This is a genomic window from Thermodesulfobacteriota bacterium (assembly GCA_035325995.1).
Lineage (GTDB): Bacteria > Desulfobacterota_D > UBA1144 > Nemesobacterales > UBA2774 > JADLGH01.
Genome location: DAOKYU010000023.1, coordinates 1 through 11,820 on the forward strand (window position 1 = coordinate 1; position 11,820 = coordinate 11,820).

The 11,820-nt window shown below is 54.5% G+C and carries 11 protein-coding genes; 9 read left to right on the forward strand and 2 right to left on the reverse strand.

What is annotated here, in order from left to right:
• Positions 1–576: 576 nt before the first annotated feature.
• Both PKC29_14940 and PKC29_14945 read right to left on the reverse strand, forming a co-directional pair.
• Complete coding sequence (locus PKC29_14940) at positions 577–1,641, reverse strand: hypothetical protein (GenBank protein ID HML96717.1); 1,065 nt, start codon at positions 1,639–1,641, stop codon at positions 577–579.
• Positions 1,592–2,401 carry a ParA family protein gene (locus PKC29_14945; GenBank protein ID HML96718.1) on the reverse strand — a complete coding sequence of 270 codons (810 nt, stop codon included), beginning with the start codon at positions 2,399–2,401 and terminating at the stop codon, positions 1,592–1,594. Before PKC29_14945 ends, PKC29_14940 begins: the two co-directional genes overlap by 50 nt.
• 371 nt (positions 2,402–2,772) lie before the next feature.
• Between PKC29_14945 and PKC29_14950 the strand changes: the two genes are divergently transcribed.
• The 9 genes from PKC29_14950 to PKC29_14990 all read left to right on the forward strand — a co-directional run bounded on the left by PKC29_14950 (position 2,773) and on the right by PKC29_14990 (position 11,495).
• Positions 2,773–3,813: a helix-turn-helix domain-containing protein gene (locus PKC29_14950; GenBank protein ID HML96719.1), complete on the forward strand. Its 1,041-nt coding sequence runs from the start codon at positions 2,773–2,775 to the stop codon at positions 3,811–3,813.
• Positions 3,814–3,969: 156 nt separating this feature from the next.
• Positions 3,970–5,181 (forward strand): thiolase family protein, encoded by a 1,212-nt coding sequence (locus PKC29_14955; protein HML96720.1) that lies wholly within the window; start codon positions 3,970–3,972, stop codon positions 5,179–5,181.
• Between the two features lie 22 nt (positions 5,182–5,203).
• A complete protein-coding gene (locus PKC29_14960) occupies positions 5,204–5,626 on the forward strand; it encodes an OB-fold domain-containing protein (GenBank protein HML96721.1) in 423 nt (140 codons plus the stop codon).
• Positions 5,627–5,753: 127 nt separating this feature from the next.
• The gene (locus PKC29_14965; protein HML96722.1) at positions 5,754–6,212 is read left to right on the forward strand and encodes a MaoC/PaaZ C-terminal domain-containing protein; all 459 of its coding nucleotides are present in this window, start codon (positions 5,754–5,756) and stop codon (positions 6,210–6,212) included.
• Between the two features lie 260 nt (positions 6,213–6,472).
• Positions 6,473–7,024 carry an AmiS/UreI family transporter gene (locus tag PKC29_14970; protein ID HML96723.1) on the forward strand — a complete coding sequence of 184 codons (552 nt, stop codon included), beginning with the start codon at positions 6,473–6,475 and terminating at the stop codon, positions 7,022–7,024.
• 160 nt (positions 7,025–7,184) lie between these two features.
• Positions 7,185–8,336 (forward strand): thiolase family protein, encoded by a 1,152-nt coding sequence (locus PKC29_14975; GenBank protein ID HML96724.1) that lies wholly within the window; start codon positions 7,185–7,187, stop codon positions 8,334–8,336.
• Positions 8,337–8,506: 170 nt separating this feature from the next.
• A complete protein-coding gene (locus PKC29_14980; GenBank protein HML96725.1) occupies positions 8,507–9,280 on the forward strand; it encodes an NAD-dependent deacylase in 774 nt (257 codons plus the stop codon).
• Between the two features lie 196 nt (positions 9,281–9,476).
• Positions 9,477–10,448 (forward strand): acetoacetate decarboxylase family protein, encoded by a 972-nt coding sequence (locus PKC29_14985; protein HML96726.1) that lies wholly within the window; start codon positions 9,477–9,479, stop codon positions 10,446–10,448.
• Positions 10,449–10,523: 75 nt separating this feature from the next.
• Positions 10,524–11,495, forward strand: coding sequence for an acetoacetate decarboxylase family protein (locus PKC29_14990; protein HML96727.1), 972 nt, complete (start codon positions 10,524–10,526; stop codon positions 11,493–11,495).
• Positions 11,496–11,820: the final 325 nt, after the last annotated feature.

Here is an 11,820-nt window from a genome sequence, read left to right on the forward strand (position 1 = left end):
GTATCCCCCCGGCAGAGTTCCTTAAATCCTGTCCCCGAATTACTTAACATCTACAATTGCGAGGGTGCGAAGCACCCGCGGCAATCTTCTTTTGATCCGTCATCCTGAACTTGATTCAGGATCTAATCCTTTGCTTGCAATCTTTTCTTCCCCCCTTAGGAAAAGGCCTGTCGCGGCGCTTGTCGGGGCGAAGCTTTGCGAAGCCTGAAAGCCATGCGAAGCCGGAGGGGTCAGGGGGGATTTCGTTTTCTGTTTTTAATCCGTCATTCCGGATTCGATCCAGAATCTATTTTTTCCCTCTCCCTTGAGTGAACGAATGCAAACGGGCATCTGGTTGCCCTTGACTTACTACCCAGCGCTGCTGGAAACTGGCATAAATTAAACAGGGACGAAGTGGATAAATTCAGTCAGACAAAATCAAAAATGGTTCATACAAACTAAGAAAATAAGGGACGAGACAGGGATTTAGTATTCAAGTTTCTTCAAAAAACCGCATCCTCATCACCCGCCGTCACCATGAAAGCCGCCACGGCCGAAAGGACCACTCTCCGCATTCTCATTTTCGAATGAAAAAGACTAACCGGGCCCGCCGGCCCTATTCAGGCTTTCCCAAACCTCCCTGAGACCCTCCAGGTAACCCGCTGGAAGCGGCCCTCCCCCCAGCCTCCCGAGCTCGTGCTCTACATCCTCCACGGATACAATACCGCCCTTCCCTTTAAGCGCGCTCAATATGACCGCCGCCTCTATAACCCCCACATCCACCCCGGCATATTTTTCGCTGAACGAAACGTCCTCGCCCTCCTTTAATCTCCCCGCATACCTTTCGAAAACCGCTTCTATTTCCGCGGCCCGCTTTTCTGAGCTCCTTACCGCATTACCTACCGCGGTAATTACCGTAGTATCTACCGCATTACTTACTGCAGTAGATACCGCATTATCTACCGGTATACCTACCGGACTACTTACCGCGGTAGCATCCGGCTTGGCCCTTACGAGCACCTTTTTCGTCACGGGGTCCACCTCGAGGCCACCTTCGCGCCTCCTTTTGTGCACCTCTTCCGGCCCATATACCTTATACTTCCTTCCGTATACCCCGAGCGCCTTCTCCACCACCTCTACATTAAGCTTCTCTGTCAGCGAATGAACGGCCATCCTGACGGTCTTGTCGGAAAGCCCAGTGAGCTCCCGGAGCTCCTTGAGCCCGATCCTCACCCCTTCCGTCTCCGAACCCTCGCTCACCTTATATATGGCCTCGTATACCTTCATCTCCGAAGGCGCCAGCAGGGGATCCCAATCTTTCGGCACCGTTTTGGCTGCGGCCCGAGGGGATTTTCTCTCTCCAGCGATCCTTTTTACCGCACTACCTACCGCGGTAACTACCGCGCTTTCCCCTTCGGCATCTACCCCGGTATCTACCGCGGTAGTTTCGTTCACCCGCGGCTCTTCCTCCACGGGCTCCTTCGGAATATTCCTGTCCTTCCTGAAGCTCTCGAAATAGGCCGTGGCCACCCTGTGCGCGTTCACCGGGCTCCCGCGCTTCTCCATCGACTCCAGCATCCCCGAGAGGCGTCCGCCGGACGCCTTCTTTTTCTCAGGAGTTTCGGATGATGTACTTTCTCCCTTCTTCCTTTTCCCTTTCATAAATCGACATCACTTCCTTGGCCAGCCTTCTGTAATCCGTGGCCCCGGCGCAGATCGGGTCGTACTCCAGTATATGCTTTCCGTACCCGCTCGCTTCCTTCAATTTCACGTTCGAATGTATGGGGGAAAACACGTTCGGATTGAACTTCTGGTTAATCGCCTCCAAAACAGTGCTGCTTATCGTCGTCAGCTTATCGTGCATGGTCGGGAGCGCGTAGGGCACAATAGGAAAATCGGGCCTCGACGAATACACCTCGTAAAGCGTCTCATCAATCATCCTTACGGCCTCAAGCGCCATGGGCTGCGTCTGCACAGCTATGATCACGTCGTCAGCCGCAAAGAACGCGTTCACCGAAAGCGTCGCGAGGGAAGGGGGGCAGTCTATTATCACAAAATCATAACTCTTCCTCAGCCTGTTAATAGACTTTCTCAGCCGATGATCCTTCTCAATCAGCGCCGACATCGAGAGATCGGCCCTGCTCATCGAAAGATTCGCCGGCGCGAGATAAAGCCCCTTCGTCCCGTGCTCTATCACTATCCCGTTTATGTCGGTCTTGCTCGTAGGATCCGTGAGCACGTCGTTTATCGTCATCTCGAAATCGTTCGGACTAAAACCGAGATGCGTCGTGGCGTTCCCCTGGGGGTCGAGGTCTATAACCAGAACGTCGGCCCCTTTCTCCACAAGACACGCGGCGAGATTCACCGCGGTCGTCGTCTTTCCGACCCCTCCCTTGTGATTGGCAACCGCTATAACCTTCATGTGCTCTTTAACCTCCGGGCAGGGTCTTCGTCCTGGTCTGAAAAAAAGAGCCTTGGAAACTCCGGGCTCCCATTTTATTTATATCAATTCCGAGCGACTATATCAAGCCGAAAGGGTAGGGCGGTGCAGAGCATCACCGCAAAATCCTGCTGCCCCGGGCAAGGATTTTCGCCGATTGATTTAACATGCCAAAAATCATATAATATGGCTGAGCTTGGGTATTAAAAAGCCGCCGAAGCTTTAGCGCTGAGCATAAAACAACGGCGGCAACCGGAAGGTGGAACAACCTAATGATACCTTTTCTCACTTTTAAATGTCAAGCTTTTTGATGCCCGGCTAAGGAACCGTCCGGGGTCTGCTCTGAGAGGCTGATGTCTGATAAAAAACAGGACAAAACAAAGATAGTCCAGATTTGGGGAGAGATACTCGACGAGGGTTTTACGAGCGTCCCGAACATCCTCCTCAGATACAGATCCAGAATAGGCCTCAAACCCAAGCACGTCATGCTCATAATCGATATCATGTCCTACAAGTGGGACTCCAAATATCCCTTCCCGAGCTACTCCACCCTTGCCCAGAGATCCGGCATAGAAGAGAGGAGCGTGAAGCGCATCACCCAGGACCTCGAAGAGCTCGGCCTCCTCGTCAAATCTCCCCGCTTCGACGAGGAAACGGGGGCCCAGGTCACCACCGTATTCGACTTCCGCCCGCTCGTCCAAAAACTCATCGAGGAGCTCAATAAGGGCGACGAATACGACGAAGAAGCCGGATTCGGCAGTGAAGGTGAAGACGAGATAGGCGTCGGTAGACTCATACCCGAAGCCGCCGTCCCGGAGAAAAATTTCAATAAAAAAAGGACACCCAAAGGGGGTGACAAAAATGTCAGGGGGGAGGGTGACAAAAATGTCACCCGGGGGGTGACAATATTATCACCCGGGGGGGTGACAAAAATGTCACCCAAAGAAAACAAATATAGGAAGAAGATAAATAGTATAGGAACCCTCGAGAGCAACCTTACCTACGTAGGGGCAAAAAGCGGCGTTTCCAAGGCCCCGAACAAGGAAAAAGAAAGGGTTCGTAAAAGCATAAGAGACGCCATTTTCAGAAAGAGGATATTCGAGACGTACGACAACCTTGTAGACATCAAACCGATGGAAGAAATAGTCGAGGAAGGTGCGCACAGGGCGTGTAAGGACATAGCCATAAACAGGGTCCTCGATATCGAAGAAAAGGGCGTCACACTCGACCCCTCTGAAGTAGCGCGTGAGGTAAGAGCCTCCTTCCCCTACGAAGGCATTCCCAAGGGGAGCGAGAGCAGGGCGAGGGATTTTTACGTCGGCACACTATGCGAGCTCGTCGCGGAGGCGGCGGCCAGATCGCTGTCCGGCGGCAGACTAAAGCCTAAGGGTTGAATCGCCGACGCCGGCCCGGGCATCTCATTTTCGGAGACACTGCTTCAGCGCCACACACTACGCCGGGCCCTGTACGGCTCGCCCGGCGTTTGACATTTATCGAGGTCTATTTAATATATTTTTCCGCAAAAATTCAAAAACAGGGGGAGAATACATATGGCAGGCGGCTCGCTGAACACAAAAGAGGCCAGAGAAGTTCTCAAAAAAAATAAAATCGTTATAGCAGGAGTGGGAGAAACGGAGCAGGGGAAAATCCCCGACAAGAGTTCCTTTCATTTCCTCTCCCAGGCATCCAAGCTCGCCATAGAAGATGCTGGAATCAAGAAATCGGACGTCGACGGACTCGTCACCGCGTTCTCGCTCGTCGAGCACACCTTCATGCACTGCACTACTTTTGCCGACTACTTCGGACTAAGGCCGAGGTTCTTTTCGTCCGTGGCCGTCGGCGGAGCGACGGCCGTATGGATGGTCGCCGAGGCCGCGATGGCCATAGCCTCCGGCCAGGCCGAGGTCGTCCTCTGCGTAAGGGGCGACAACACGCTCTCCGGTATATCCTCTTCCGGCATGGTCGCCCTCATAAGGGAAATGTGCCACGCAGAGTTCGAATTCCCCTACGGTCTCACCACCCCCGGCGGATACGCACTTGCCGCACAGAGATACCTCCACGACTTCGGCGCCACCCGCGAGCATCTCGCGGCCGTGGCCGTCACGATGCGTAAGCACGCGGCCAACAAAGAGAACGCGATGAACAAGGAGCCCCTTTCCATAGACGACGTTCTCAACTCGCGCATCATAGCCGAGCCCCTCTCCAAGTACGATTGCTCCATCATCTCCGACGGCGGCGCCGCGTTCATCGTCACGACGGAGGCGAAGGCAAAAGAGCTCGGCATCCAGAATCCGCTCGCGTACCTCTGGGGCATGGGTCAGGGATACTCGCACCAGTACCTCACATCGCTCAAAAACCTCGACCAGATATATAACGCCGTCAACACCTCCGGGCAGAAGGCGTTTCAAACGGCTGGCCTAGGGCCGAAGGACGTCGACGTGGCGTTCCTCTACGACTGCTTCACGATAACCGTTCTCCTCGAGCTCGAAGGGCTCGGGTTCGTCCCCAAAGGCGAGGGCGGCGCGTTCGCGCTCGAAGGGCGCATGGAGATAGGCAAGGACCTCCCCGTAAACACCCACGGCGGGCTCCTGTCACAGGCGCACCTCGGCGCGATGCACCACGTGGTCGAGGCCGTGCTTCAGCTCAGAAAGCAGGCCGGTCCGCGTCAGGTCGAGGACGCCGACGTTGCGCTCGTACACGGAAACGGCGGCATCGTATCCGCACACAGCACGATACTCTTAGGGAAAGAAGCCCTTTCATAATCAAAAGGAGACTCACAGGACAATGGCTGAAAATAAACCATACGAGAAACCACTGCCGGATTTTCGTCCGGAAACGAAACCCTACTGGGAGGCGGCCAGGAAGCACGAGCTCGTGCTCCCGAGATCGAAGGCCACGGGGGAATTCTTCTTCTACCCGCGCGCCATCTCCCCGGGCGACGACATGTCCGAGGACATAGAATGGGTAAAGGCCAGCGGGAAGGCGAAGGTCTGGACCTTCTCGATTCACCACATGGGCCCGACAAAGGCATATAAAAACGATCCTCCCTACGTCGTGGCGCTGGTCGAAACCTCAGAAGGCGTAAAGATGATGACGAACATCGTCGACTGCGACGTAAGGGACGTTCAGATAGGCATGGACGTCGAGGTCGTATTCGACGACGTCACGCCCGAGGTTACGCTCCCCAAGTTCAGGCCGGCGAAGTAAGAAGGGCAGGGGGGCAGGTAGGGCAGGCAGGAGGGCGAGCGGGGAAAGGCGGCGCGGAGCAGCCTTTTTAGTGCGCTCGACTTCGCGGACGGGCAGTTCGTATCAATCAAAACAGGAGACTTCGACAATGCCGCAGGAAGATACCAGGGTTTTTTACGAGGACCTCGAAGAGGGCGCCGAGCACAAGAGCACCGGGAGGACGATAACCGAAACTGACGTCGTCAGCTTCGCCGGGCTTTCCGGGGACTTTAACAACATGCACATAGACGAGGAGTTCGCCAGGAACACCGTGTTCAAGGGCAGGGTGGCGCACGGCCTCTGCGTCCTTTCGGTGGCGTCCGGGCTCTGGTTCACCATGCCGCGCCTCGCGACGATAGCCTTCATGGGGCTCGAGGACTGGAGATTCTCGGGCGCCGTCAAGTTCGGAGACACTATTCATATCACCAGAAAGCTCGTGGAAAAGAGGGAGCACAAGCGTCCGAACATGGGCTTTTTAATCTTCGAGGTAAACGTCCACAACCAGTCGGGCGAGATAGTCCAGAAGGGTAAATGGGTCATACTGGTACAGAGAAAAGAATCTGCATAAAATTCAGGCGGGAACCACCGGTTTCCGCCCTCTACCGGGCGGCACGGGCCCCGTGCCGCCCGCACTAACTCACATCCATAATTCACAATTTATTTCTTAAGTACGTCTCATTTATTAAATTTTCAGCCAAATTCTAAAAAAGAGTCTTGACATTGGTTCGCCAAGTGTGATAAAAACCATCCATATGGTTGGTATAGCCTTTGTGGAAGGTGGAAATCCACGTATATCACACAAATAACTTATAGGAGGTATGGAGAGACATGGCAATAGACCTATTGCTTGGGTACGTTTTGTTACTCGTTGGATTTGTGTTTTTCTGTAACGGTATGACCGTGCTCGGAAAGACCGGGGCCAAAGAGGTTGGAGTACTGAATCTCGGCGTGGCCATATTGATTCTCGTGGCAGCTTGGCATCTGCACGGCCTGGAGCAAACCGCCGCAACAGCTTTAATATCGGTATTCGCTCTTATCTATCTCATGGTTGCCGGTATTTTTATCCATGGATACGATGCTAAGGGTTTAGGGTGGTTCTGTCTTTTCGCGACCGTAGTCTTCATCTGGTACGGTCTCCACTTCATGAACCTCGATGCGGTTATCCCCGGGTTTAAATACTATGCCTACTTTGCCTGGGCATGGGCGCTTCTAACCCTTCTCTGCTGGCTCGTGTTCTCGCTCGGAAAGGCATTGGCTCCGGCGGTTGCATGGCTCTTCGTTATAGAGTCCATCGTAACGCTGCTCATCCCCGGAATGCTGATCCTTACCGGGAAATGGACGCCGGTTGCCGCGTGGGTTGCATCGCAGACCCCGCAGTAAATTTTGGCTGAAAGCAGGCAAAATCAAAATTAAAACATCGGGAGCCCTTTCGAATACCGGGAGGGCTCTTTTTTATTTTTGCCCCCCGTCCCACATTTTACTTGCCTTTAGTTGCTAAAATTTTTAAAATACCGGTAAGCTTTTCCTAGGAGGTTTCATAATGAGAGACGTATACATATTGGGCGTCGGAACCACCGCTTGCGGCAGGTTTCCGGAAAAGGCGGCTCACGTGCTCGGCCGCGAGGCGGCGTGGGCGGCCATAAAAGACGCCGGCATTCATCCGAGAAAGATAGAGATAGCCTTCTGCGGCCATGTCTATCAGGGCATGGGCGTCGGGCAGAGAACACTCAAGGAAATAGGGCTCGTCGGGCAGCCCACCATAAACGTCGAAGGCGCCTGCGGCAGCGGCACGCTTTCGTTCTGGGAGGCCTGGAGGACTATAGCATACGGTCAGTACGACATAGCCCTCGCCCTCGGGGTCGAAAACCTTAGCCGCGTTATGTCGGGCGGCCCGCTCCCCCTTGAAGAAGACGATATCGAAGTCGCGCTCGGTATGGGCATGCCTGGACTCTACGCCATCAGGGCCAAGAGATACATGGAAGAATACGGCGTTACGGCCGAGCAGTTGGCCAAGGTTGTGGTAAAGAGTCGTAAGCATGCGGCTATGAACCCCGTGGCCCAGTACAGAAAAGATATAACAATAGAAGAAGTTCTTAATTCGCCAATGATAGCGGACCCGCTCACGAGGAATATGTGCTGTCCGGTGGGCGACGCGTCGGCCGCGGCGGTCCTTTGCTCCGGTGACCTCGTAAAGAAGCTCGCCGTAAAGGAGCCGATAAAGGTTCTCGGCTGCGTGGCGCAGTCCGGCAAGTACTCGAGCCCGAAAGGCCTCACCTGTGACCCCTCGGAAAACGTTACACGAACCTCGAACCTCGCCTACGAAATGGCAGGGCTCGGCCCCGAGGATATGGACGTCGCCGAGATACACGACGCCTTCTCGATAGCCGAGATGATAGTCTACGAGGCACTCGGTTTCTGCGGAAAAGGGGAGGGCGCAAAGCTCGTAGAGGATGGAAGCACCTGGATAAACTCGGGCGGCGTCGCGGTTAACCCCGGCGGCGGCCTCCTTTCGAGGGGCCATCCCGTAGGGGCGACGGGCCTCCTTCAGACGGCCGAGATAGTATGGCAGCTCCGGGGCGAAGCGGGCGCGCGTCAGCAGAAGGACGCCAAGGTCGGCATCATCGAAACCATGGGCGGCGCCCAGCCCGCCATGGACGGCATAACCTGCGTCGTGAGCGTACTGGGCAAGTAGGGTGGGGCCGGTTGCCGCATCTGTCATTGCGAGGGAGCGTATTTCGCAACCGCGGCAATCTCAAGGGTGGGGCGTTTCCGGCTGCAGTAAAAAATTGTCATTATAATTAATTTTGAGAAAACCAGGTTATGAGAAAAGGGGGTGATTCGTCGCCCCCTTTTTTTTAAAATATGAGCGATTTAATAAATACAGCAAAGGCGCTGGCTGATCTCATACTCTCCTCGGAAAATGCCGCCGCCCTCACGGGGGCCGGCATAAGCACCGAGTCCGGAATACCTGACTACCGCTCCCCCGGGACGGGTCTCTGGGAGAAGATGGACCAGTCCGTCGTATCCCTGGAGGGCTTTAAGCGAAACCCCTCCAAATATTACGAATATGCCATGGGGCTTCACCCAATAAGACAGGCTGCGAGGCCGAACCCGGCCCATATGCTGCTCGCCGCGCTCGAGAGGGAAGGGCGGCTCAGGGGCGTAATCACCCAGAACGTAGACGGCCTCCACCAGGACGCCGGCTCGGGCGAGGTGCACGAGCTCCACGGCTCCCTCCGCCAGGTCGTCTGCCTTTCCTGCTCCTCCCTTCATTCCATGGACGAGGCCATGGAGAAGGTCGTTTCCGGGGAAAACCCCCCTCTTTGCCCCGGATGCGGGGGCGTTTTAAAGCCGAACGCCGTATTTTTCGGCGAAATGCTCCCCACCGTCCCCTGGCAAAGGTCCCTGGAGCTCGCCCGTAAGGCCGACCTCTTCGTAGCCATAGGCTCTTCGCTCCAGGTCTCCCCGGCCAACACCCTCCCCGACATAGCCCTTCAGGCGGGCGCCCGTCTCGTAATCCTCAACCTCATGCCCACCCCCTTCGATACGGACGCCGAGCTCGTCATACGGGAGAAAATAGGCGAATTCGCCTCCGCTGTAACCTCCATTCTCGATTCAGAAACCCCCGGATCCTGACTTTATTTTAATTTTGGTGGAATTAAGCCCGTAACTTAAGTTTTTTTCCAATTCTTAAAAAAAACCTCTTGACACAGCTATGCCATTTTTGATATAAGTACAAGAGATGGGGCTTTGATTCGTAGTTTTCTACGTTTCTCCTCTAAAGGTTGGTAACAATCCGGTTCTTAAAAATCTATATAAGGAGGTTTGTAATATGCCAAGTCATCTTAATGTCCCAACGAAGTATTGGGAGCTCACTAAGGAGGTTCCACCGCCTCCAATAGAGAGAGACATAAAGTCGTGGATCATAGCGAACCCTTCGGACCCGCTGTGGGACATCGATGTTCTCCCTCTGACTTACACGGATAGCCGTTGGTCTGCCTTTGTCGTAAGGGTAGATGCGGCTACCAGGCAGCGTCTTTGCCCGAATCCGCCTCTCACGGTCTGGGACGGAGAGAACGCAGATTTGGTCGAGTTCTGGTACGTTGACCACAAGCACACCATGCTTGGGCCATACCTCGAGTTCGGTGTAACGATTTCGGCCACCTACAAGGACCCGAAAGGTAACGTATGGAAAGCCGGTTACTATCCGTACATGTACCTCACCGGCGACGCTCCGGTTGACGCCGGCCGTGTGCTCGGTTTCCCGAAGAAGATGTCCTACATCAGGTGCTCCGTTCATGGCGGGGATAAAGAGACGGACTTCTTCGGTTTTGCAATGTCCCGTAACGGCTATCTCATGCATAGCGCTACGGGTAAGTTCGATGACAAGCAGGTAACGCCTCCGTTCTTCTATGGGAAGGTAGACTGGGGTAAATTCAACATGAAAGTTATCACCAGGCCGGATGTTTCCAGCTCCGAATGGCAGCTCACCTATCTGCCGTCGGAACTGCCGCCCGCATTCAACATCAAGGGGCACCGCTTCCAGATTAAGCCGGAGCACACCCGCACGGCTTCTGGCGACGCCATCAACTGGTTTATGCAGGCAACACCGTTTGACAACATGGGCGCGGAACTCAAGATCCAGGAAGTCACGGGTCTTATTTCCTTCGTATTCGACCTTATCATTCCGCCGGCCAATGTTCTCTGGACCGAGACCTACGAGCGTCCCGCCAGCTACAGGGGCTACGCAACTCCGTACAAGTACGGTCTGCGTCAGCAGTTCCCGATCAGCCAGGGCTCGTAAGCCAGGCCTTTGTTAGTAAAGCGGTAGGAAGTAGAAGTATAAATTTTAAGAAGAAAATCATAGGAGGTAGTTACAATGGGTTTACAGGCAAATGAATATAGCTACCCGTGGTTGGCGGAAGGTGAAGTTCCGCCGTTACCACTTGACAGGGACAGGATACACATCATCAGCCAGGGCGTAGCGGACCCTGTTTTCGACTATGACATCATCCCGCTCACCTACACGGAAAGCCGCTGGATGGCCTATGTTATCCGCGCTGACCTGAAGGACATGAAGGCAGTAACCCCCGAGCCGATCCAGGTTCAGGACGACGTTATCGAATTCTGGTACGTTATCCACAGGAACACCATGCTTGGGCCATACATGGAAATGGGCGTAACGTTCTCGGCAAGCGTAGACTCCGGCGACGGACAGATCTACAAGGCCGGGTACTACCCCTACATGTATCTTTCCAACGACTCCCCGATCTTCGCTGGTAAGGAGCCGTTCGGATTCCCGAAGAAAGCCGCTTACATCGCCGCTTTCGAGCACGGAACCAACAACAACTACTTCAACATGCTCATGGAGCGTCGTGGATACATCCTCCACACCGCCAACGGCCGCTATTCCGACAAGCCTCTTTCCGTAAGACCTACGTTCTACGGCAAGACCGACTGGGGCCGCATGAACTATCGTATCACGACCAGGCCGGACATAACGAACAGCATTCACGAAGTTACGTACCTTCCGTCCGAGCTGCCGCCGGGATTCGGAACGGGACACCGCTTCCAGCTGAACCCGCAGAGCATCCGCACAGCGACCGGCGCTGACATCCGCTCCTGGTACATGTCCGGAACCCCGTTTGACTTCATGGGCGGACAGATACCGGCTACGGAAGTAGTTGGTCTCATCAGCTTCACCTTCAACCTCATCATCCCGCCGGCCAAGACCATCTGGACGAAGACGGTTGAAAGGGGCGAGGCGGACTTTGGCTCGATCCTGTACTCGACTCCGTTCAAGTACACGATGCGCCATCGCTTCCTCCTTCCGCAGTACTCCCAGGGCTAATCACCCGAAGAGTCACTGTCCGGAAGCAATCAGGACAATCACAGCGGGGCTCCCTCGGAAGAGGGAGTCCCGCTTTTTTTGCCCTTTTCCTGAATCACTCGCCTTTCAGAAATACATAAAATAAATCAGGGTTCGTTTAAACTAGAAGCAGGTCGGTATCAGACAATAGCCGGAAAGGAAGGGTAGGGCGCACGCAACGCGTGCATGAACCCGACGTGGTGGTCTGGCTTTGCCATTAATTTCCCCCTTGGGAAAAGGGTGTACAGACCGGGGACATAGGTTACAGGTGTTCGGAGACATGGGTAACAGTTTTTTATAATACTAG